This window comes from Ramlibacter lithotrophicus, from assembly GCF_012184415.1.
GTDB lineage: Bacteria > Pseudomonadota > Gammaproteobacteria > Burkholderiales > Burkholderiaceae_C > Ramlibacter > Ramlibacter lithotrophicus.
In genome coordinates this window covers 55,741-77,859 of sequence record NZ_VTOX01000005.1, presented here as the reverse complement: position 1 = coordinate 77,859, position 22,119 = coordinate 55,741, and the positions used below count along the sequence as shown (strand labels likewise).

Below are 22,119 nucleotides of genomic sequence, written 5' to 3'. Positions count from 1 at the left end.
GAGCTTCCCCTACAGCGACTTGAGGTACTGCGCCAGGTCGGCGACCTGCTGCGCGCTGAGCCCCAGCGCCAGCCGGCTGTTGTAGCGCTGACCCACGTCCTGGAGCGTCGCCGCCGACCCGTCGTGGAAATACGGGGCGTGCTGCCAGACGCCGCGCAGCGGGCTGGTGCGGTACTGCTTCGTCGCGGTGCGCGACGCGTAGCTCGGAATCTCCGGCTCCGCCATCGAGTCGGCCGCCGGATGCAAACGCTCGTTGGCATCGGTGAACTTCGCTCCCGTGTGGCAGGTGGCGCAGCGGCCCGGCCCCTCGAAGACGGCCTTGCCCCTTGCCGCCGCCGCGACGTCGAAGCTGCCGGCGGGCGCGGGCGGCGGCAGCAGCGAGAGCTGGTAGGCCTGCAGTGCAGGCAGCTTGCTCGTCACCAGGTCCACCGTGCCGTTGGTGACCGACAGGTTCAGGCGCGGTTCGGTGAAGGTGCCCAGGCCGCCCATCTGCGTCACGCCGACGTAGCGGTTCCAGTACGCGATGTCCTCGCCGTCGCCGGTGAAGGTGATGCGGTGGATGTCCTGCAGGCCGTACGCCGGCGGAATCACCAGCGGCTTGCTCTGGCCGTCGAGGTTGAAGCGCGGGTCGTACTTGCCCGGGCCCCAGCTGTTGAACACCGCCCTGGTGGCGGCCGGCAGTGCCGGCGACAACGCGATGATCGCGCCCGGATTCAGGTCGCGGTTGGCCCAGCCGTCGAGCCGCTTGCCGATGCCGGGTGCGAACGAGTCGTCGACCGTGGAGTGGCACAGCGCGCAGGTCGTGCCCACCTTGGTGAGCCGGTCCTGACCGTCGACGGTCTCCACCGTGCCTTTCAAGCCGACGACGGCGTCGAGCTTCAGCAGGGCCACGGTTGTCCTCGGATCGGTGAGGTCGATCGTGCCGTCGCGGATGCCTTGCGCCACGGCCGGCGGCAGTGCCTCGGCATCGACCTTGAGGCCCACAGCCAGTGCCGTCGCAGGATCGACCGCCTGGCTGATCACTTCGTGCATGCGCAACTGGCCGGTCCATTTCGCCTCGTCGCCGAAGGTGTCGAAGCGGAAGATCTGCCGGCCCTGGGCAGCGAGATCCTGCTCGCTCGGGCCGGTGGAGGAGCCGCCGCCGCAGGCGGCGAGCACGGCGAGCGGCAGGGCGGCCAGCCACCACCTGAAAGCTGGACGAGTGCGTCCCGCCCCGGCTTCGGCCGGGGCCTCGTGGATGGATCGCATGATGGGCTTCCTGGTGGCGCTTACCCGACGAACGCCGCGGGAACGGGCTGCTCACCCAGGGCCTGCCGCAGCACGGCCCAGTGCATCGCCTCGTCGCCCAGGATGCTGGCGGCGGCATGCGACAGCGCGCGATCGTCGAACTTGGGCACCGCGCCGAGATAGGCTGAGACGGCACCTTTTTCCAGGCCCGCCGCGAACTGCAGCACGTCGGCCTGGGTCTTGAGCTTCTCGAGCGGGAAGTCGTACTTCGCCTTGGCCGCGACCGGCTTGCCGCCGAGCTTTTGCACGGTGCCGGCCAGCACGTCGGCGTGGGCCTTGTGGTGGCCCTGGAACTGCAAGGCCAGCGGCTTCACGCTGGCGGTGAGCAAGCCGCTTTCGGCCCCGACCTGGTAGGCGGCGATCGCCTGGTATTCGGCGGCCAGCGCGGCGTTGAGGATGGCAATGTCGCCCTGGCCGTCGCCCTTGGCCGCCGTGTTCTTCGCCGCGAGCGCGTCACGGCCGCCGAGCAGGGCCACCGCGGCGGCGGACAGCACGCCGCCGGCGACGACGTTGCGGCGCGAAGGCAGCGCCAGCCGCTGCGAGGGAACGAAGATTCTCGATGTCATGGTGGTCTCCTTGGGTCCGGAAAATGCCCGGGATCAGTGCAGGCGCACCAGCCCCCGGCGTACGAGTTCGGCCATCACGTGCGCCAGCACCGCGTCGCAGCGCTGGCCGGCGAAGGCAAAGGTTTCCGCGGCGCTGGCTTCCACGCGCAGCGCCAGCCGGTCGCGCAACATGGCGCGGGCGCGCAGGAAGCGGGTCTTCACGACGTCCTCGCTCACGCCGAGGCAGAACGCCGTCTCCTGCACGCTCAGCTCCTCGACGGCGCGCAACATGAATGCGCTGCGGTAGATCGGCGGCAGCTCGCCGATCGCGGCCTGCAGCAGCTCGCGGACCTCATGGCGCTGGGCCGCCGCGTCGGGCGCTTCGCTGTCGGTGGTCTGCGCCGCCATGGCGTCCTCCAGTTCGGGTGCATCGCCCTCGTCGTCGCCGCCCGCCTGCAATTGCACGAGGTGGCCTTTCCTGCGCTGGACGGTCAGCGCGACGTTGATCGCGATGCGGGCGAGCCAGGTCCCCAGCGCCGAGTCGCCGCGAAAGGCGTGCAGGTTGGTGAAAGCGCGCAGGTAGGTTTCCTGCACCACGTCCTGGGCCTCGGCGTCGTCGGCGACCACGCCGCGCGCCGTGCGGAACAGCAGCCGGTTGTGCCGGCGCACGATGGTTTCGAAGGCGCTCGCGTTGCCGGCGGCAGCACTGAGCGCCAGTTGCACGTCGCTGGCGGCGGCCGCCGCGGCGGTGGCCGGAACCGGGTCGAGTTGGAGCGCAGGCATCTCAGGTTTCTCGCTTTCCTGGTCGTTAGACGCAGGCCGGCCGCCAAAGGTGACAGGGCCGCCCGAAAAAGAGCGCCAGCGGCTCAGCCGAGCTCGACCGTGAAATGCGGATCGAAGCCGGCGTTCTCGTTGACGCCGTCCCGCGAGTAGCCCCGCGGGTTGCACACCACGCGGGTGCCGTCCACCCGGTAGTCGAAGCTGTCGTGGGTATGGCCGTGCACCCACAGCTGCACCCGGTCGGCGCCGAGCAGGTGCTGCGCGTCGGAAACGAAGCAGGCGTTGACCGGCGAGCCGGCAAAGCGCGGGTGGATGCTGCCGCGCGAAGGCGCGTGATGCGTGATCACCACCGTCGGACCGTCGAACGGCTGCGCCAGGCGTGCGGCGAGCCATGCCGCGTGGCGTTCGAATTCCCGCACCGTGTCGTCCGGCGCCAGCGGCTGCCGCAGCGCGTCGTCGATGAAGATGCGGCTGAAGTCGCGCATGAAGCGCAGCGCCTGCGCCTGCGCTTCGTCGCGACCGGGACCGTCGCCGAACAGCCGGAAGTCGGTCCACAGCGTGGTGCCGAGGAAGCGCACGCCGCCGATCACCGCCTCGTCGTCGTCGAGGACGCGCACCGGGGTGCCGTGGGTGTGCGCCTTGAGGGCGCGCCTGGTGCCGCCCAGGCTGTTGCCGTAGAACTCGTGGTTGCCGGCGACGTACAGCACCGGCTTGCCCAGTTGCGCCGCCCATTCGACGGCCGGCTGCGGCCGCGCGATGTCGCCGGCCAGGATCACCAGGTCGGCATCGGTGTCCGGCGGCGGCAGGCCGCCTTGCCCAAGGTGCAGGTCGGACAGGATGTTCAGCTTCATGCTCGCGCGGAGCGTACCGGCATTTCGTCCCTGGGGCCGCGTGGCGCCGGCGCCCCCGCAGCGCCGGCAGGGTCTTGGCCTGTTCACACTGCCAAAAACAGTGTGAACAGGCCCTCATCAGCGCTCGATCAGGAACCGGCTGACGACCGGGGGCGCGACGCCGATGTGGAACGCGAGCTTGCGGTCGCGCAGCCGGACGTCGTCCGCCGTGACGCGATCGAAGCGGCGCAGGTGCTCGGTCCACGACTCGTCGGTCACGGTCTCGACGACCCGGCCCGGCTCGTGCACGTCGCGCATCACCTGCCAGTCCAGCGCCCCCTGGCTCATGCGGCTGCGCCGGCTTTCCTGCATGAGCTCCATGAATTCGTCCATGCGGGCCGGGTCGATCCGGTACTCGATCTGCACCTGGATCCGGCCGGTCCGCGGCGGCGCCTCCGCATGCGGTACCTTGAACACGCGGGCCGGGGTGAGGTCTTCCTCGATGCCGCGGTCGGCGAACAGGCGCTGGGCGAGCGCCATCAGCACCGTGCCGGTCAGCGCCGAGACGAGCAGGCTGCGGTCGATGCTGGTCCAGGTGGCGACCTGGCCCCACAGCGCGGCCCCGGCGGCGGTCGAGCCCATGATCGACATCTGGTAGATCGACATGCCGCGGGCCCGCACCCAGTCCGGCAGTGCCATCTGCGCCGCCACGGTCAGCGTGTTGGCGACCGTGATCCAGGCCACGCCGGCACAGAACATCGCGGGCACCGCAACGTAGACGTTGGGTGCCAGCGCCACGGCCAGCACGGCCACCGACTGCAGCGCCGCGCCCGCCAGCAGCAGGCGTTGCACCGGCATCAGGCGGCGGATGCGGGCGATCGACAGCGCGGCGACGATGGCGCCGCCGCCCATGGACGCCAGCAGCACCGTGAACGTGCCGGCGGAGCCGCCCGGCAGGCCGCGCGCCACCAGCGGCAGCAGCGCCAGCAGCGCCGTGGAATGGAAGAAGAAGACCGCGATGCGCGCGAAGACGCCGCGCAGGCGCCGCGACTGCCGCACGTATTGCACGCCCACCCGCATCGCGCTGGTGAACCGCTCGCGCCCGAGCGGGCTTTCCTGGTGCACTCGCCGCCAGCGCATGATGGTGAAGCCGGCGACCACCGACAGCACGGCGTTCAAGGCGAACACCCAGGCGCTGCCGGCGGCGGCGATGATGGCGCCGGCCAGCAGCGGCCCGACGATGCGCGAGATGTTCATCGACACGCCGTTGAGCGCCAGCGCCAGCGGCAATTGCTGGCGCGGGACCAGCTCCGGCACGATCGCGGCGAACACCGGCCAGCGCATCGCCAGGCCCACGCCGTTGGCGAAGGTGAGCGCCAGCAGCAGCGGCGCGCTCATCATCTCCAGCGCCACCGCGAGGCAGACGACGGTGGCGATGCCGGCCACCCAGAACTGCGTGACCATCAGGAAGCGCCGCCGGTCCAGGATGTCGGCCAGCGCGCCGCTGGGCAGCCCGAGCAGGAACACCGGCAAGGTGGAGGCCGACTGCACCAGCGCCACCCACAGCGGCGACGGCGCCAGCGAGGTCATCAGCCAGGCCGACGCCACGTCGTTCATCCACATCGTGATGTTGGCCGCCAGCCATGTGAACCACAGCATGCGGAAGACGGGGCGCCGCAGTGGCGCGAGCGGCGAAAGATCGTCGGCGGCCGGCGCCACCGCGCTTGCTTGCTCCGGCATCAGTACCGGCGCTCCAGCACCATCTGTTCGTGGTCCCGCTTCATGTGGAAGCGATTGAGGAAGCTGTTGCCCAGCAGGATCGCGGGGATCGGCTGCTGCGACACGAGCGCATCGACGTCGAACAACTCGACGTCGCCGATGCGCAGCGAGGCGAGCTTGACGCGCCAGGCCGGCATGACGCCATTGGCGGTCTGCGCGGAGCCGATCTGGCCGGCTTTCCAGTCGACGCCGAAGCGCTGGGCGTCGGCCGCGCCCATCGAGACGAAGGTGGCGCCGGTGTCGACTACGAACTGCGCCGCCCGGCCGTTGATGGCGCCGCTGGCCATGAAGTGGCCGCCGCTGCCGGCGGTGAGCACGATGCGGCTGCCGCGCGGCGGCACGCCGGCCGCGCCGACGCTGGCCGGTGCCTCGCCCAGGCGCAGCACCTGCCGCTGGCCCGCGATCTCGACCACGGCCGCGTCCGCGCTGGTGGAGATCACCCTGACCCCGGCGTGCGTGTCGCCCGGCGCGACGCCCTTGGGCGGCTTGCCGTCGACGATCAGCAGCGCCCGGTTCCCCAGCATGCCTTGCAGCGTCACCGTCTGCGCGCCGGCTGCGGCGCTCCCGAGCTGCGCCGCAACGGCAAGGGCGAGCGCCAGCCGCAGGCCCATCGTCCTTTAGTCGCGGAAGTTGTTGAACGACAGCGGCAGGTCGGGCAGGTCCTTGCGGATCAGGGCCATCGCCGCCTGCAGGTCGTCGCGCTTGGCGCCCGTGACGCGCACCGCGTCGCCCTGGATCTGCGCCTGCACCTTCAGCTTGCTGTCCTTGATGAGGCGGCTGATCTTCTTGGCCTGCTCCGCCTCGATGCCGCTGCGAACCTTGATCACCTGCTTGACCTTGTCGCCGCCGATCTTCTGCACCTCGCCCTTGTCGAGGAAGCGCACGTCCACGTTGCGCTTGGCCAGCTTGCCGGTGAGGATGTCCTCCACCTGGCTCAGCTGGAAGGCGGCGTCGCCGTAGACGGTGATCTCCTTTTCCTTCAGTTCGATGGCGGCCGACGTTCCCTTGAAATCGAAACGGGTGCCGATTTCCTTGGCGCTGTTGTCCACGGCGTTCTTCACTTCCACCATGTTCGGTTCGCAGACTGTGTCAAAAGAAGGCATTCGAGTCCCTCCGTCCGGGGCGATGTGCTGATGCGACAATTCTCCCATGATCGTGGAGCGCAACGTCCCGCTGCAGCCGCACAACAGCTTCGGCATCGTCGCCAAGGCGCGGGCGCTGGTGCGCGTGCGGGGCGCCGCGGACGTGCAGCAGCTGCTGGCCGATCCCGAATGGGGCCCGATCCCGAAGTTCGTGCTGGGCGGCGGCAGCAACATCGTGCTGACCGGCGACGTCAGGCCGCTGGTGCTCAAGGTCGAAGTGCCGGGCCGCCGGGTGCTGGACGACGGGCCGCGCGCCACCATCCTGGAGGCCGGCGCCGGCGAGAACTGGCACGATTTCGTCGACTGGACCCTGGACCAGGGCTTTGGCGGGCTGGAGAACCTCGCGCTGATCCCCGGGACGGTGGGCGCCTCGCCGGTCCAGAACATCGGCGCCTATGGCGTGGAACTGCAGGACCGCTTCGAATCGCTGGACGCGATCGACCTGGCCACGGGCAAGCCTTTCACGCTCGACGCGGCGCAATGCGCCTTCGGGTACCGCGACTCCGTCTTCAAGCACGTGGCGGCCCAGGAGGGCGACTTCGGCCTGGCCGGCCGGGCGTTGATCCTGCGGGTGCGTTTCCGGCTGCCCAAGCCGTGGAAGCCGGTGCTGGGGTATGTGGACCTGGAGCGAAAGCTGCAGGAGTCGGGCATCCGCGAGCCGTCGGCGCGGCAGGTGCGGGACTGGGTCTGCGCCATCCGCTCGGCCAAGCTGCCGGACCCGCGCGTCATCGGCAACGCCGGCAGCTTCTTCAAGAACCCCACCGTGACTCCCGAGCAGTGCCAGGACATCATCGCGCGCGAGCCGGGGATCGTGCACTACCCGATGCCCGACGGCTCGGTGAAGCTCGCCGCCGGCTGGCTGATCGACGCCTGCGGCTGGAAAGGCAAATCGGTGGGCAACGCCGGCGTCTACGAAAAGCAGGCCCTGGTCCTGGTGAACCGCGGCGGCGCGACCGGCGGCGAGGTCGTGACCCTGGCGCGTGCGATCCAGACCAGCGTCTACGAGCGGTTCGGCATCCGGCTGGAACCCGAGCCGGTGGTGGTGTAAGGCCGGCGGCGGCCCGGCGCCGGCCGGGCCACACCGGGTTTGCCATGGCGCCACTGTCGGCGTTCGCCTACGCGCCGCGTCAGCCGCAGCCTGCATAGTTCAGGCACGCCATCCAAGTGCTCATCGGCAATGCCCTTTTCCTGCATCGCCCGCTGCCGCGGGCGATTTCTCCGCCTCCGGGTGGCGGCCGCACTGGTGCTCGGCGCCGTGGTCGGCGCCCCGCCGGTCCTCGCCCAGCTGCCGGCGCAGCAGCAGCAGCCCGCGGGCGTCCCGTCGTTCGACGTCGACCTGCGTGCGCCCGACTCCGTGCGGCCGCTGCTGGACCGCCATCTCGAACTGCGCCGCTACCGGGAGGTCACCGATCTCGACGACGCGGAGCTGGCCCGGCTGATGGCGCTCGCCGAGCGGGACGTCCGGGAGCTGGTCGCCACCCTCGGCTTCTTCGATCCCAGGATCACGATCCGGCGTGAGCCGGGCGAGCGGCCGCGGCCGCTGATCGTCGTCGAGGTGGAGCCCGGCCAGCCGACGATGGTCTCGGCGGCGGTGCTGTCGTTCGAAGGCGAGATCACCGAAGACGCCGACCCCGCCGCCCGCGAGCAGCGCGAGGAGATCCGCGGCGGCTGGCGCCTGCCGCCGGGGCATCGGTTCACGCAGGAGGCGTGGGACGACGCCAAGACGACGGCGCTGCGGCAACTGGTGACCCGCCGCCATCCGGCCGGCAAGGTGAGCTACAGCCTGGCCGACATCGACGCCCCGGCTGGCTGGGCGAAGCTGGACGTGCGCCTCGACTCGGGTCCGCTGTTCCGGCTCGGGCCGATGGAGGTGACCGGCATCGAGCGCTACGACCCGCAACTGGTGCCGCGCATCGCGCGGCTGCCGGCTGGTACCGTCTACGACCAGAACCGCATCGAGGAGGCCCAGCTGCGCCTGGCCGGCAGCGGCTACTTCGACTCCGCCTTCATCTTCGTCGACCCCGGGTCCGACCCCAAGGCGGCGCCGGTGCAGGTCAACGTGCGCGAGGCGCCGTTGCACAAGTGGGTGCTGGGCGTCGGGATCTCCACCGACAGTGGTCCGCGCACCTCGCTGGAGTACCTCAACAACCGGGTGCCCGGGATCGGCTGGCGGGCCCAGACCAAGATCCAGGTGGAGCGCAAGTCGCCCTTCATCGAGACCGAATGGACCGCGGTCCCCGGTCCCGACCTCTGGCGCTGGGGCGTCCTGGCGCGCGGCGAGCGGGTGGACGACGGGGAGTTCGTCACCCACGGCCAGCGCCTGCGCGTGGGCCGCACCCGGGCCGAGGACCACATCGACCGCAGCGTCTACGTCCAGTACGACCGGGCCAGCGTGCAGGCGCTGCCCGGGATCACGACGCCGCCCGAGGACCAGGGCGACGGCACGGCCGTGAGCGCCAACTACGTGTGGACCGGGCGCTATTTCGACCGCCGGCCATTCCCCACCAGCGGCTTCGGCGTCGGCTTCGAACTGGGCGGGGGGCTGACGCTCACCGGCAGCCGCAGTCCGTTCCAGCGCACCGTCGTGCGCTGGCTGGGCATCCGCCCGCTCACCGAAGGCCGGTTGCAGCTGCGCGCCGAGGGCGGCGCTGTCCTGGCGCGCGGCAAGGCGCGGGTGCCGGCGACGCAGCTGTTTCGCACCGGCGGCGACACCACGGTGCGTGGCTACGGCTACCGCGACATCGGCGTCGCCCTGCCCGGCGGCAAGGTGGGGCCGGGGCGCTTCATGGCCGTGGGCAGCGCCGAATGGCAGCGGCCGATCCGCCGCAATGGACTGCCGACCGAGTTCGAAAGCGCGTTGTTCGTCGATGCCGGCGCCGTCAGCGACCGGCTGGGCGGCCTGCGGCCTTCGTTCGGCGTGGGCGCGGGCGTGCGCTGGAAGAGCCCCCTGGGGCCGCTGCAGGTCGACCTCGCCTACGGCGTGAAGGCGCGGCGGGTGCGGCTGCACTTCAACGTTGGGGTCACGTTTTGAGCGCGAACTGGCTCGCCCGCGGCCTGAAATGGATCGCGCTGCTGGCGCTGGCGCTGATCGTGCTCGCCGCGGCGGCGATCGCCGCGTCGTGGTGGTGGTCGGGCACCGAAGGCTCCCTGGCGTGGACGCTGCGGCAGCTCGGGCGCTGGCAGCCGGTGCAGGCCGAGGGCGTGCGCGGCTCGCTGCGCTCGGGACTGTACGTGGACCGCCTGCGCTGGCAGCAGGAGGGGCTGCAGGTGGACGCGCGCGAGGTGCGGCTGGAGTGGAAGCCGCTCGCGCTGTTCACCGGCGGGCTGCAGCTCGACGAACTGCGGGCGCGCAGCGTGCGGGTCGAGGACCGCCGGCCGCCCAAGCCGGCGGCAGCGCCGACTTCGCTGGCGCTGCCGGTCCAGCCGGCGATCGACGACCTCCAGGTCGGCACGATCGAGTGGGTGACGCCCGCCAGCTCGGTGGTCGCCAACGACCTGGTGGCGCACTACAGCTTCAACGGCGTGCAGCACCAGTTCCAGGTCGACAAGGTGCGCTGGCAGTCGGGCACCTACCGGGGCCGCGCCAGTGTCGGCGCCCATGGCGCGCTGCACGTCAACGCCCTGCTGGAAGGGCGTTTTCCGGCTGCCGTCCCGGGCAGCGCGGACGCGCTGCCGCTCGATTTCTCCGTGTCCCTGCTCGGGCCGCTGGCCGACATGCAGGCCACAGGCCGGCTGCAGGTGGGAACCGGCTCGCCGGCGGCGGGCACCCGGGCCAACGCGACGGCACGCCTGACGCCGTGGGCCGCGCAACCGGTGCCGCAGGCGCAAGGGGAGTTCCAGCAGCTCGACCTGCATGCGTTGTGGGCACAGGCGCCGCGGACCAGCCTCTCGGGCCAGGTGCGAGTCCAGCCCGCTGGCACCGCCACGTGGTCGCTCACGGCGGATCTGGCCAACGAGAACCCCGGTCCCTGGGACCAGGGCCGCCTGCCGCTGGGCAAGGTCAATGCGCAAGGCGAATGGCGCGACGGTGGCGAGGCGCTGGTGCGCCACCTGCAGGCGCAGGTGGGTGGGGGCGAGGTACAGGCCAAAGGCCAGTGGCGGCGCACCGGCGGCTGGGAGGTGCAGGGCCGGCTGGACGGGGTCGATCCGGCGCGCGTGTACAGCGCGATGGCGCCGGTGCCGGTCAGCGGCCGCGCCGACCTGGAAGGCGAGGGGAAGGCAATCTCCTTCGAGGTCGACCTGGACGCGGCCCGGGCGGGGCGCGGCCGGCGCCAGTCCGGCCTCGCCGGCACGGTGCAGGCCCTGGAACTGCGCGAGGCCACGGCCCGCGGCCGCTGGGACGGCGCCTTGCTGGCGCTGCCGGCGTTCGACGTGCGCACCGCCGACGCGCGGCTGCGTGGCTCGCTGCAGGTGCGACCCAAGGGGCTGGCGGGCGACGGCAAGGTGACGCTGGATGCGCCCGGACTGCAGGCGACGGCCGACGGACGGCTGGCCGAGTCCAGCGGCGGCGGCACGCTGCAGTTGCGCGTGGCGGACGCCGGCCGGGCGCTGCGCTGGGCGCGGCAGCTGCCCAGGGCGGGAGAAGCGCTCGGCGGCCTGGCCGCCACCGGCCGCGGCGAGGTGCGCGCTGCCTGGCAAGGCGGCTGGAGCGATCCGGCCGTGCAGGCCCGCATCGACGTGCCGCTGCTGGAAGCACCGGCGCCAGCGGCCGGGTCGGGCGCCAGCCCGGGGCCGGCCTGGAGCGTGCGCGATGCGGTGGTGAACGTCGACGGCCGCCTGAGTGATGCGAAGCTGCGGGCCCGCGCCCGCGCCGAGTTCGGCCAGCGCCGAGTGGCGATGGAACTGGCGGGGCAGGGCGGCCGGCGCGGCGACCGGCCCGCCGTGTGGCAAGGACAGTTGCGCGAACTGCACCTCTCCGCCACGGATCCGGCGATCGGTTCCGGCCCGTGGAACTTGACGCTGCAGCAACCGGTGTCGCTGCGCTGGGCCGCCGGCAGCCTCGACGCCGGCGCGGGCCAGGCGATCCTGCTGCCGCCTGCGGGCCCGCAGCGCCCGGCGGCGCCCACGCCGGCGACGCTGGCGTGGGACCCGGTGCACTGGGGCGGCGGCGAGCTGCGCACGGCCGGTCGGCTCACCGGCTTGCCGATGGCGTGGATCGAACTGCTCGGCGGACCGCAGCTGGCCGGCTCGGCGCTGTCGGGGGACATGGTCTTCGACGCCCAGTGGGATGCGGCGCTCGGTGCGACGCCGCGCGTGCGGGCTTCGCTGGTGCGCAGCCGCGGCGACGTCACCGTGCTGGCCGAAGGCGCGGACGGCGGTTCCACGCGGGTGCCCGCCGGCGTGCGCGATGCGCGGGTCGCGCTGGAGAGCGACGGCGAGGCGATCCGGCTGTCGCTGCGCTGGGACAGCGAGCGTGGCGGCGTGGCGCAAGGCGAACTCGCGAGCCGGCTCGCGCCGGGCGGGGCCGCCGGCTGGCACTGGCCGGAGAGCGCGCCACTGGACGGCACCTTGCGCGCCCAGCTGCCCCGCATCGGGGTGTGGTCGCTGCTCGCGCCGCCGGGCTGGCGCCTGCGCGGCTCGCTCGGCGCCAACGTCAAGGTGGCCGGCACGCGTGCCGACCCGCAGTTGAGCGGCACCCTGGTGGCCGACGACCTCGCCCTGCGGTCGGTGGTCGACGGGGTGGAACTGCAAGGCGGCCGCCTGCGGGCCCGGCTCGATGGCCGGCGGCTGGTCATCGACGAGTTCCTGCTGCGCGGTTCGGAGTCCGCCGGCGGCGGCGGTACGCTGATGGCCACCGGCGAAGGCACCTGGACCCGCGACGGACCGCAGGCCAGGCTGGCGGTGCGGCTGGACCGCCTGCGCGGCAGCATCCGCTCCGACCGGCAGCTGACGGTGTCGGGCGAGCTGGCCGCCAGCGTCGATGCGGCCGCCACGGAACTGACCGGGCGCCTGAAGGTCGACGCGGCCCGCATCCTGCTGCCCGAGGAAGGGACGCCGCAACTGGGCGACGACGTGGTGGTGCGCGGCGCGGCGACGCGTCCCACCCGCACGCAGGCGCGCGCCGCCGAGCCGCAGCGCTCGGGCGGGCGCCGGTTGCGGCTGGACGTCGCGCTCGACCTCGGGGACAACTTCCGGGTGCAGGGACACGGCATCGACACGCGCCTGCAAGGGGTGCTGGCGGTCTCGGGCCAGTCGCTGACGGCGCCGCGCCTCGCCGGAACGATCCGCACCGTGGGCGGCGAATACCGCGCCTACGGCCAGTGGCTGGACATCGAGCGCGGGGTGCTGCGCTTCACGGGGCCCGTCGACAACCCGTCGCTCGACATCCTGGCGATCCGGCCCAACATGCTCCAGCGTGTCGGCGTGCAGATCACCGGCAACGTGCTCAATCCCTACGTGCGGCTGTACTCCGAGCCGGCGCTGCCCGACGCCGAAAAGCTGTCGTGGCTGATCCTCGGGCGCGCGAGCGCCACCGGCGGCGCCGAAGCGGCCCTGGTGCAGCAGGCGGCACTGGCGCTGCTGGCGAGCCGCTCGGGCCAGGGGGGCAAGGGGATCGCGGGCTCGCTGGGGCTGGACCAGCTCTCGTTCCGGCGCGACGGCGCGGAGGGACCGGCGGTGACGCTCGGCAAGCGCCTGGGCCGCAACTTCTACGCGGCGTACGAACGCAGCCTCTCCGGCGCGCTGGGCACGCTGTTCATCTTCTACGACCTCACGCGGCGCATCACCATCCGCGCCGAGGCCGGCGAGCGCACCGCCGTCGACCTGATCTTCACCTTCACGGCGAAGTAGGCAGTGCGCTCCTGGCGGTGCGGTGGCGCCTTACCGCGGCGCCGCCTTGTCGGACGTCAGCCAGCCGCCTTCGTCCTGCAGCGCCCACAGCGACAGCGTGACGACGACCAGGCCCGAGAGCACCGCATCCACCTTGGCGGCTTCGACGGCCGCGAAGCCCAGGATCCAGGGCGACACGACCAGCCACAGGCCCAGCGCGCTTTCGGTCCATTCTTCCCAGGCGCGCGGCAGGAAGATGGCGCCCATGGCGGCGGCCAGCAACAATACGCCCACGGCGACGAAGTTCCACATCGCCATCGTCTCGCCGGAAAAACCCAGCGCCCAGGGCGAGAGAATCAACCATGCGCCCAGGACCGCGTTCACCGGATCCTGCCAGTGCTTCAACTGCTTCATGGTTTGCCTCCTTGCCGTCACGCAGGTGCGGCGGCAGATCGTTAGAGGCGTCACCGGAGGATTCGGTTCGCCTCTACCGCAGGATAGGCCGCGCGGGGATGCGTTTCAATCGTCCTTGCGGTGGCCCAGGCTCGGCAGCCCCGTCCCTTCGGCCGAGAGCAGCCCGGTCTTGCTGTAGATGCTCAGCTTCTCGCGGGTATCGACGATGTCGAGGTTGCGCATGGTCAGCTGGCCGATGCGGTCCTTGGGCGAGAACGGTGCGTTCTCGACCTTTTCCATCGACAGCCGCTCCGGCGCGTAGGTGAGGTTGGGCGACTCGGTGTTCAGGATCGAGTAGTCGTTGCCGCGGCGCAGCTCCAGCGTGACCTCGCCGGTGACCGCCCGCGCCACCCAGCGCTGCGCCGCCTCGCGCAGCATGATCGCCTGCGGGTCGAACCAGCGGCCCTGGTAGAGCAGCCGGCCCAGCTTGCGGCCGTTGTCGCGGTACTGCTCGATCGTGTCTTCGTTGTGGATGCCCGTGACCAGCCGCTCGTAGGCGATGAACAGCAGCGCGAGGCCGGGGGCCTCGTAGATGCCGCGGCTCTTGGCTTCGATGATGCGGTTCTCGATCTGGTCGCTCATGCCCAGTCCGTGGCGGCCGCCGATGCGGTTGGCTTCCAGGATCAGCCCGACCGGGTCGTCGAAGGTGCGGCCGTTCAGCGCCACCGGCTGCCCGTCCTCGAAGCGCACCGTCACTTCCTCGGCCTTCACGGCGACGTCGTCGCGCCAGAACGCGACGCCCATGATCGGGTTCACGATGCGGATGCCGCTGTTCAGGTGCTCGAGGTCCTTGGCCTCGTGCGTCGCGCCCAGCATGTTGGAGTCGGTCGAGTACGCTTTCTCCGCCGACATCTTGTAGCCGAAGCCGGCCGCCGTCATGAACGCCGACATCTCGGCGCGGCCGCCCAGCTCGTCGATGAACGCCTGGTCCAGCCACGGCTTGTAGATGCGCAGGCTCGGGTTGGTGAGCAGGCCGTAGCGGTAGAAGCGCTCGATGTCGTTGCCCTTGAAGGTGCTGCCGTCGCCCCAGATGTGGACGTCGTCCTCCTTCATGGCCGCCACCAGCATGGTGCCGGTGACCGCCCGTCCCAGCGGCGTGGTGTTGAAGTAGGTCACGCCCGCGGTGGAGATGTGGAACGCGCCGGCCTGCAGGGCCGCGATGCCTTCGTGGGCGAGCTGCACCCGGCAGTCGACGAGTCGCGCCTGTTCGGCGCCGTACTGCATCGCCTTGCGCGGAATGTCGTCGTAATCGGGCTCGTCGGGCTGGCCCAGGTTCGCGGTGTAGGCGTAAGGGATCGCGCCCTTCTTGCGCATCCAGTGCAGCGCGGCGCTGGTGTCCAGGCCGCCGGAAAAAGCGATGCCGACTTTCTGGCCGGCGGGCAGGTGTTCGAGGATGGTGGTCATGCGGAGGGCCCGGGGACTGATGCGTGAGGGATCAGCCGAAGTGGCAGATGTAGTGGTACGGCTCGGTGACGCGGATGTCGAAACTGCTGTTGGCCGGAATGGAGAACCGGTCGCCGGGCCGGGACTGCTTCCATTCGCTGGTGCCCGCCAGCTTGTACTCGCAGGAGCCGGCGACGCATTCCATGATCTCCGGCGCGCCGGTGTTGAAGGTGAGCTGCGACGGCAGGACCACGCCCACCGACTTCTTCGTGCCGTCGGCAAGGGTGACGGCATGGCTGACGCACTTGCCGTCGAAGTACACGTTGGCCTGGGTCGTGACGCGGGCAGCGTCGAGCGTGGTGGTGGTCATGCGGGTTCGGCGTTGTGGCGCCGGTGGCGAGGCGCGCGCCGGCAAAGCAGGCGATTTTACCGCTGCGCTCGCCGCGGACCTTGCGTGCGCCGGCGCACCAAGGGGCCACCGCTGGCCCGACGAGTCCTACCCGCTGATCAGCGGCGCCGGGGCCCGGCCGGCCTGAGGTCCGACACCGCAGGGTTCGCGCGTGTGCCCCAATTCCCGCATCGCATTTTGAAGGAGAGAGTCAAATGGACAACACCTTGATGGTCGCGGTGGTCGTGCTGCTGGCACTGGTCGCCGTCGGCGCCTGGTTGTGGAGCCGCAAGCAGCAGAGCAAACGGCTCGAACAACGCTTCGGGCCCGAATACGAGCGCGCCTTGCACCGGCATGGCGACGTGGCCAAGGCCGAGGCCGAGCTGCGGTCGCGGGAAAAGCGGGTCGAGAAGCTGCACATCGTGCCGCTTTCCCCCGCCGACGCCGCCCACTTCAGCCAGGCCTGGCGCGGGCTGCAGGCGCGCTTCATCGACAACCCGAAAGGCACGCTGGCCGATGCCGACCAGCTGGTGCGCGAGCTGATGCTGCGCCGCGGCTACCCGATGGGTGATTTCGAGCACCGCGCGGCCGACATCTCGGTCCACCACCCGGCGGTGGTCGAGCACTACCGCGCTGCCCACGCGATCGCCCGGCGCGACCACCGCGGCGAAGCCGATACCGAGGACCTGCGCCAGGCAGTCGTCCACTACCGCGCCCTCTTCGGCGAACTGCTGGAAGTGGGCGAGCCACCGCGTCGCGACGACCAGCGCGCAGCGCAAACCATGGAGGTGCATCACTGATGAACACGACGACCCACGACCAGAAGCTCAGCACCGCGGACTTTGCCGCGGCCGCCGACCAGCGCGAGCGCGCGCCCGAGCAGGATCGTCTTGCCAGGGGCGACCAGATGCTTCCGCCGCAGGCCGACGGCGGTCCGCCGACGCAGGTGGAAACGCGCGGGCGCACCGACGAGTTTGCCGGGCCGCAGCCCGACGCACACCTGCAGCATCAGGACGAGCGGCTGGCTCCGCTCTTCCTGCCGCAGATCGCGCAGAAGTTCAAGGACCAGTGGGACGAGGTGCAGATCGGATTCGTCGACGATCCGACGCAGGCCGTGCGCCGGGCGGACGAACTGGTGGCCCAGGTCATGAAGAACCTGGCCGAGACCTTTGCCGACGAGCGCGCGAACGTGGAAAGCCAGATGGACCAGGGCGACACCGAGCTGATGCGGGTCGCGCTGCGGCGCTACCGTTCGTTCTTCCAGCGGCTGCTTTCCCTGTGAGCGGCCCCTGGCGGCCGCTCAGCGCCAGCGTCTGTGGTGGCGGTGCCCGTGGCCGCCGACGTAGCCGAGGCTGAAGGAGAACGCCACCGGCGGATAGGCGTAGTACGGCCGGTACGCGTAGGCGGGGTAGATCGGGTATACGGGCGCCGGCGCAACGACGACCGGGGCGCTCGTCGTCACCACCGGCGCGCCGGCACCGACGATGGTTCCGACAGCGGTGCCTTCCGCGGCCGTGGCCGAATCGAACGCCGGTTCGACCGAGCTCATGGGCGTGACCTGCAGCCGGATCGTCGGGCCCGGGTCGTACGGCAGCTGCACGTTGTATTCCTTGCCGTTGAACTCGTAGCGCACGTGGTAGCCGGTAGTGCGGTTCTCGTAGACCGTCTGGGTCGTGCACTGCTGCACGTTCTGCACCTGTGCCGCCTGCGCCTGGCTGCCCTCGATGCTGTTGCCCAGCAGCGCGCCGCCGATCACGCCCAGCGCCGTGGCCGCGGCCCGGCCGCTGCCGCCGCCGATCTGGTTGCCGGCGAGGCCTCCCACGACGGCGCCGATCACGGCGCCGCCACCGCCGGTGGCCGGCTGCTGCTGGACCACGACCGGCTGCGGTGCGCAGACCTGGCGCGGCACCGCGACCTGCTGGATCACCGGCGTCGAGGAGATGACCCGGCCGACTTCCTGCGCCTGCGCGGCCGTTGCGCCGGCAAGCACCATGCCGGCGGCGGAAAACAGAACAGATTTTTTCATCGCCGCTCCTTCGTTGATCCCGTTCCTGGAAATTCTAGGCAGGCGGGGGGCCCGCCCCGTCGCTTTCGGGTAAAGCGGCGGTAAAAGTGCCGGGTTCATTGCCCGGCGGCCAACGCCCACGCCGCCGGATCGAAGCCGATGGTGCGGTGCCCACCGGCCCACTCGACCACCGGCCGCTTGATGGCGCTGGGATGCGCCAGCACGAAGCGGCGCGCGCTGGCGTCGTCCCTGACGCCCGCCTGCTGCGCGGCGTCGAGCTTGCGCCAGGTGGTGCCCTGGCGATTCACCACTTTCTCCCAGCCGAAGTCCCGCAGCCATTCGTCGAGCTGCGGCTGCGGCACGCCTTCCTTGCGGAAATCGTGGAACTGGTGCTCGACGCCGTGGCTGGCCAGCCAGGCCCGCGCCTTCTTCACCGTGTCGCAGTTGGAGATTCCGTACAGGGTCGTCGTCATGCGCGGAATCATAGAGCGCCGCCCCCGGCCAGGCCCTACACTCCGCCGCATGAGCCTCCTCCGGCGCTCCAGGTTGCTGCTTTCGCTGCTGCTGCTGGCGTTGCTCGCGGCGCTGCAGGCGCAGGAGCCGCGGCGCGTGGTGTACGTGGCGCAGATCGAAGGGGTGATCGACCTCGGGCTGGCGCCGTACGTGCAGCGGGTGCTGCGCGAAGCGGCGGCGGCCAGGGCTGCGGCCGTGGTGCTGGAGATCAACACCTTCGGCGGCCGGGTGGACGCCGCCGTGCAGATCCGCGATGCGCTGCTCACGACTTCCGTGCCGACCATTGCCTTCGTCAACAAGCGGGCGATCTCCGCTGGCGCCCTCATCGCGCTGGCGGCCGAGCGCATTGTCATGAGCGGCGGCGGCACGATAGGCGCGGCCACGCCGGTGCAGATCGGGCAAGGCGGCGGCGGGATGCTGCCGGTGGAGGAGAAGACCGTCTCCTACGTGCGCAAGGAGTTCCGCGCGACGGCGGAGAGCCGGCGGCGGCCGCCGCTGCTGGCCGAGGCGATGGTCGACGCCGACGTCGTCATCCCGGGCCTGGTCGACAAGGGCAAGCTGCTGACGCTGACGACCGACGAGGCGATCGCGCACAAGCTGGCGGACGGCCGCGCGGAAACGCTCGAGGAGGTGCTGCGGCAAGCCGGGCTGGCGGGCGCGCAGGTGCGGCGCACGGCGCCCAACTGGGCCGAAGGCGTCGTGCGGCTGCTGACGCACCCGCTCGTCAGCTCGCTGCTCGTCACCGTGGCCATGCTGGGCATCGTGCTCGAACTGCGTACACCCGGCTTCGGCGCCGCCGGCGTGCTGGGCCTCGCCAGCCTCGCGCTGTTCCTGTGGGGCCACTGGATCGTGCAGCTGGCCGGCTGGGAGGAAATGCTGCTGGTCGTCGCGGGGCTGGTGCTGCTGGTGCTGGAGCTCTTCGTGATCCCCGGGTTCGGCATCGCCGGGGCGCTGGGCATCGCGGCGCTGGTGACCGGTATCGCCTTGAGCATGCTTGGCTCGGGCAACAGCGCCCAGATGCTGATGGTGGTGGCCGGGCGGGTCGTGTTCTCGCTGCTCGTCGCGCTGCTCGCCAGCCTGTTCCTGCTGCGATTCATGGCGAAGTCGCCCCTCGGGCGCAAGCTGGTGCTGGAGACGGAACTGGCCGCGGGCCAGGGCTACGCCTCGCCGCCGCAGGACGACGCGCACTGGCTCGGCAAGTCGGGCACCGCCTGGTCCATGTTGCACCCGGCCGGCATCGCCGAGATCGAGGGCCGGCGGGTCGACGTGGTGTCGGACGGGGAACTCATCGAGGCGGGAACACCGGTCCTGGTGACGCGGGTGGACGGCAATCGCATCGTCGTGAAACGCGCGCAAGCGCCTGGCAGGAGTGGAACATGATCGAGACCGGTCTGGTCGGCGGCTTCGGGCTGCTGGTGGTGGTGATTGCCTTCCTGGCGCTGCTGCTGTATCTGGTGCCGGTGCCGCTGTGGATCGCCGCCTGGGCCTCGGGCGCCTACGTGGGGCTGTTCACGCTGATCGCGATGCGGCTGCGCCGGGTGCCGCCGCACACCATCGTCACTGCCCGCATCAGTGCCGTGAAGGCGGGCATCGACATACCGCTCAACGACCTGGAGGCACACTTCCTGGCCGGCGGCAACGTGGTGCGGGTGGTCAACGCGATGATTTCGGCCGACAAGGCCAGCATCCCGCTGCCGTTCAAGCGGGCCGCGGCGATCGACCTGGCCGGCCGCGACGTGCTGGAGGCGGTGCAGATGTCGGTGCTGCCCAAGGTGATCGAGACGCCGCGCATCGCGGCCGTCGCCAAGGACGGCATCCAGCTGATCGTGGTCTCGCGCATCACGGTGCGTACCAACATCGACCGCCTGGTCGGCGGTGCCGGCGAGGAAACCATCATCGCCCGCGTGGGCGAAGGCATGGTCAGCACCATCGGCTCGGCGGCCAACCACAAGAGCGTGCTGGAGAATCCGGACCACATCTCGAAGAACATCCTCAGCCGCGGGCTGGACGCGGGTACGGCGTACGAGATCCTGTCCATCGACATCGCCGACGTCGACGTCGGCGCCAACATCGGCGCCAAGCTGCAGATCGACCAGGCCGACGCCGACAAGCAGATCGCCCAGGCGAAGGCCGAGGAACGGCGCGCCATGGCGGTCGCGCTCGAACAGGAGATGCGGGCGCGTGTCGTGGAGGCCGAGGCTGAGGTGCCGCGCGCGATGGCCGAGGCGTTCCGCGAGGGCAACCTCGGCATCATGGACTACTACCGCATGAAGAACCTGCAGGCCGACACCGACATGCGCACCGGCATCGCCGCCACCGACGGCGGCCCGGCCAAGCCGCCCCGGGGTTGACGCCGTGAACTTCACCGGGCTGTCGGAGTTCCTGTGGTTCCTGCTGGTCTTCGGCGCGATGTTCGCGTTCACGGCCTGGCGGCAGCAGCGCGACCGGCGCCGCCGTGAAGAACGCATGAAGGCGATGTCCGTGCCGGTGGAGGTCGAGCCGCTCGCCACCCCGGTGCCGGTGCAAGCCGGCCCGGTGCCTGACACTTCATGGGGCCGCGGGCCGGCCGTGGCGGTGCCGCCGCCGGAAATTCCGCCGGACTGGCGCGAGGCGCCCGCGCGTCCGGAAGCGGCTGCGTTGCCGCCGTGGACGCCGCCGGTGGCGACCCGGGCCCCGCGCCCGACGGTGGCGGGCGCGCCGACGGCAGCCTCCAACATCCGGACGGCCGCCGCCACTACCGCCCGCAAGGCCGACCGGTTCCGCTCCGCCGCCGGTATGCGGCAGGCCGTGATCGCACTCACCGTGCTGGGGCCGTGCCGGGCCCTGGAGCCCTATGGCGCGCAGTGGCCGCAGCAGCAGCCGGGCGGCGCGAACCGGCCACCCGGGGCGCGCGGCGAAGGGCGATAGCGGGCGCTGCCCGGGAGACAATCGGGGGATGGACACCCTCGCCGACTGGCTCGCGCACTGCGAGCGCCTGCACCCGAAGACCATCGAACTGGGCCTGGACCGCGTCCGCGCCGTCGCGCAGCGCCTGCAGCTCGCCTTCACCTGCCCGGTGATCACGGTGGCCGGCACCAACGGCAAGGGCTCCACCTGCGCCATGCTGGAAGCGATCGCGCTGCAGGCGGGGTACCGCACGGGGGTGTACACGTCGCCGCACCTGGTGCACTTCGAGGAACGTTGCCGCATCCACGGCGAGATCGTCGAGGCCGCCGCCCTCGTGCCGCACTTCGAGCGGGTGGAAGCGGCGCGCCAGGACGTCGCGCTGACCTACTTCGAGTTCACGACGCTGGCGATCCTGAGCCTGATGGCCGCCGCGCCGCTGGACCTGGCGATCCTGGAAGTGGGGCTCGGCGGGCGGCTGGACGCCGTGAACGTCATCGATCCCGACTGCGCCGTCATCACCAGCGTGGACCTCGACCACATGGACCACCTGGGGCCGGACCGCGAGACGATCGGTGCCGAGAAGGCGGGCATCCTGCGCACCGGCCGGCCCGCCATCGTCAGCGACCCGGTCCCGCCGCAAAGCGTGATCGACCGGGCCAAGGAGATCGACGCGGACCTCTGGCGGCTGGGGCACGACTTCAACTTCTCCGGCGACCAGCAGCAGTGGGCCTGGGCCGGGCGCGGCCGCCGGTATGCCGGCCTGGCGTACCCGGCGCTGCGCGGCGCCAACCAGTTGATCAACGCGTCGGGCGCGCTGGCGGCGCTGGAGTCGCTGCGCTCGCGCATTCCCGTGACGGCGCAGGCGGTCCGCAACGGCCTGGCGATGGTGGAACTGCCCGGGCGCTTCCAGGTGGTGCCGGGGCAGCCGGTCCTGGTGCTGGACGTCGCGCACAACCCGCACTCGGTGGCGGCGCTCACGGCCAACCTGGACGCACAAGGCTTCTATCCGGCCACGCATGCGGTGTTCGGCGCGATGGCGGACAAGGACCTGGAGGCGATGTTCCGCAAGATCGGCCTGCTGGTGGACCGCTGGTATTTCACCGACCTGCCGATCGCGCGGGCCGAAACGGCGCAGGGACTGGCCGCCCGCTGGCAGGCGCAGCAGCCCGCTTCCAAGGTGCCGGTGAGCATCCACGCGAGCCCCATGGAGGCGTTCGCCGCCGCGGTGGCCGCCGCGAACCCCACTGATAGAATCATCGTCTTCGGATCGTTCCACACGGTGGGCGGCGTCCTGCGGGACGGCGTGCCCCGCCTTCAAGCCAAACATCTTGCGAGCTAAGCGCCGCCAGGCCAAGGGTTT

Annotated in this window: 21 protein-coding genes; 9 read left to right on the top strand and 12 right to left on the bottom strand. The window is 71.3% G+C overall.

The features are described from left to right. Positions 1-9 precede the first annotated feature (9 nt). The 7 genes from RAMLITH_RS14930 to RAMLITH_RS14900 form a co-directional block, all read right to left on the bottom strand. On the bottom strand, positions 10-1,248 hold the full coding sequence (locus tag RAMLITH_RS14930; RefSeq protein ID WP_168108232.1) for a c-type cytochrome: 1,239 nt from the start codon (positions 1,246-1,248) through the stop codon (positions 10-12). Between the two features lie 20 nt (positions 1,249-1,268). Further along, complete coding sequence (locus RAMLITH_RS14925) at positions 1,269-1,853, bottom strand: ferritin-like domain-containing protein (RefSeq protein ID WP_168108231.1); 585 nt, start codon at positions 1,851-1,853, stop codon at positions 1,269-1,271. A 33-nt stretch (positions 1,854-1,886) separates the two neighbouring features. Then, complete coding sequence (locus RAMLITH_RS14920; protein ID WP_168108230.1) at positions 1,887-2,615, bottom strand: RNA polymerase sigma factor; 729 nt, start codon at positions 2,613-2,615, stop codon at positions 1,887-1,889. Positions 2,616-2,698: 83 nt separating this feature from the next. After that, on the bottom strand, positions 2,699-3,463 hold the full coding sequence (locus RAMLITH_RS14915) for a metallophosphoesterase (protein ID WP_168108229.1): 765 nt from the start codon (positions 3,461-3,463) through the stop codon (positions 2,699-2,701). 117 nt (positions 3,464-3,580) lie between these two features. Continuing rightward, positions 3,581-5,182 (bottom strand): MFS transporter, encoded by a 1,602-nt coding sequence (locus tag RAMLITH_RS14910; RefSeq protein WP_168108228.1) that lies wholly within the window; start codon positions 5,180-5,182, stop codon positions 3,581-3,583. Further along, the gene (locus RAMLITH_RS14905) at positions 5,182-5,832 is read right to left on the bottom strand and encodes a retropepsin-like aspartic protease family protein (protein ID WP_238344213.1); all 651 of its coding nucleotides are present in this window, start codon (positions 5,830-5,832) and stop codon (positions 5,182-5,184) included. Before RAMLITH_RS14905 ends, RAMLITH_RS14910 begins: the two co-directional genes overlap by 1 nt. A 6-nt stretch (positions 5,833-5,838) precedes the next feature. Beyond that, on the bottom strand, positions 5,839-6,324 hold the full coding sequence (locus RAMLITH_RS14900) for a YajQ family cyclic di-GMP-binding protein (protein ID WP_168108227.1): 486 nt from the start codon (positions 6,322-6,324) through the stop codon (positions 5,839-5,841). Between the two features lie 46 nt (positions 6,325-6,370). On the opposite strand from RAMLITH_RS14900, the gene murB reads away from it, so the two are divergent. The 3 genes from murB to RAMLITH_RS14885 all read left to right on the top strand — a co-directional run bounded on the left by murB (position 6,371) and on the right by RAMLITH_RS14885 (position 13,152). Further along, positions 6,371-7,411 carry a UDP-N-acetylmuramate dehydrogenase gene (gene murB / locus RAMLITH_RS14895; protein WP_168108226.1) on the top strand — a complete coding sequence of 347 codons (1,041 nt, stop codon included), beginning with the start codon at positions 6,371-6,373 and terminating at the stop codon, positions 7,409-7,411. A gap of 180 nt (positions 7,412-7,591) precedes the next feature. After that, positions 7,592-9,394, top strand: coding sequence for an autotransporter assembly complex protein TamA (locus RAMLITH_RS14890; protein WP_337786160.1), 1,803 nt, complete (start codon positions 7,592-7,594; stop codon positions 9,392-9,394). Continuing rightward, positions 9,391-13,152 (top strand): translocation/assembly module TamB domain-containing protein, encoded by a 3,762-nt coding sequence (locus RAMLITH_RS14885; protein WP_238344212.1) that lies wholly within the window; start codon positions 9,391-9,393, stop codon positions 13,150-13,152. Before RAMLITH_RS14890 ends, RAMLITH_RS14885 begins: the two co-directional genes overlap by 4 nt. A 30-nt stretch (positions 13,153-13,182) precedes the next feature. On the opposite strand, the gene RAMLITH_RS14880 is transcribed toward RAMLITH_RS14885, so the two are convergent. The 3 genes from RAMLITH_RS14880 to ppnP form a co-directional block, all read right to left on the bottom strand. Next, positions 13,183-13,545 (bottom strand): SPW repeat protein, encoded by a 363-nt coding sequence (locus tag RAMLITH_RS14880; RefSeq protein ID WP_168108224.1) that lies wholly within the window; start codon positions 13,543-13,545, stop codon positions 13,183-13,185. Between the two features lie 105 nt (positions 13,546-13,650). Further along, complete coding sequence (gene argG / locus RAMLITH_RS14875; protein ID WP_168108223.1) at positions 13,651-14,988, bottom strand: argininosuccinate synthase; 1,338 nt, start codon at positions 14,986-14,988, stop codon at positions 13,651-13,653. Between the two features lie 31 nt (positions 14,989-15,019). Further along, the gene (gene ppnP, locus RAMLITH_RS14870; protein WP_168108222.1) at positions 15,020-15,337 is read right to left on the bottom strand and encodes a pyrimidine/purine nucleoside phosphorylase; all 318 of its coding nucleotides are present in this window, start codon (positions 15,335-15,337) and stop codon (positions 15,020-15,022) included. Positions 15,338-15,570: 233 nt separating this feature from the next. On the opposite strand from ppnP, the gene RAMLITH_RS14865 reads away from it, so the two are divergent. Next, complete coding sequence (locus tag RAMLITH_RS14865; protein ID WP_168108221.1) at positions 15,571-16,155, top strand: hypothetical protein; 585 nt, start codon at positions 15,571-15,573, stop codon at positions 16,153-16,155. Then, a complete protein-coding gene (locus RAMLITH_RS14860; RefSeq protein WP_168108220.1) occupies positions 16,155-16,637 on the top strand; it encodes a hypothetical protein in 483 nt (160 codons plus the stop codon). The genes RAMLITH_RS14865 and RAMLITH_RS14860 overlap by 1 nt, the downstream gene beginning before the upstream one ends. 18 nt (positions 16,638-16,655) lie before the next feature. Here the strand turns inward: RAMLITH_RS14860 and RAMLITH_RS14855 are convergent, their stop codons facing one another. Both RAMLITH_RS14855 and RAMLITH_RS14850 read right to left on the bottom strand, forming a co-directional pair. Beyond that, on the bottom strand, positions 16,656-17,381 hold the full coding sequence (locus RAMLITH_RS14855; RefSeq protein ID WP_168108219.1) for a glycine zipper 2TM domain-containing protein: 726 nt from the start codon (positions 17,379-17,381) through the stop codon (positions 16,656-16,658). A 95-nt stretch (positions 17,382-17,476) separates the two neighbouring features. After that, a complete protein-coding gene (locus RAMLITH_RS14850) occupies positions 17,477-17,833 on the bottom strand; it encodes an arsenate reductase (RefSeq protein WP_238344211.1) in 357 nt (118 codons plus the stop codon). Positions 17,834-17,882: 49 nt separating this feature from the next. Between RAMLITH_RS14850 and RAMLITH_RS14845 the strand changes: the two genes are divergently transcribed. The 4 genes from RAMLITH_RS14845 to folC are packed head-to-tail and all read left to right on the top strand — an operon-like array spanning position 17,883 to position 22,098. Beyond that, positions 17,883-19,253, top strand: coding sequence for an NfeD family protein (locus tag RAMLITH_RS14845; RefSeq protein WP_168108217.1), 1,371 nt, complete (start codon positions 17,883-17,885; stop codon positions 19,251-19,253). Continuing rightward, positions 19,250-20,224, top strand: a complete 975-nt coding sequence (floA, locus tag RAMLITH_RS14840; protein WP_168108216.1) for a flotillin-like protein FloA — start codon at positions 19,250-19,252, stop codon at positions 20,222-20,224. Before RAMLITH_RS14845 ends, floA begins: the two co-directional genes overlap by 4 nt. 4 nt (positions 20,225-20,228) lie before the next feature. Further along, complete coding sequence (locus RAMLITH_RS14835) at positions 20,229-20,780, top strand: hypothetical protein (RefSeq protein ID WP_168108215.1); 552 nt, start codon at positions 20,229-20,231, stop codon at positions 20,778-20,780. Between the two features lie 28 nt (positions 20,781-20,808). Continuing rightward, the gene (folC, locus tag RAMLITH_RS14830; RefSeq protein WP_168108214.1) at positions 20,809-22,098 is read left to right on the top strand and encodes a bifunctional tetrahydrofolate synthase/dihydrofolate synthase; all 1,290 of its coding nucleotides are present in this window, start codon (positions 20,809-20,811) and stop codon (positions 22,096-22,098) included. Positions 22,099-22,119 lie beyond the last annotated feature (21 nt).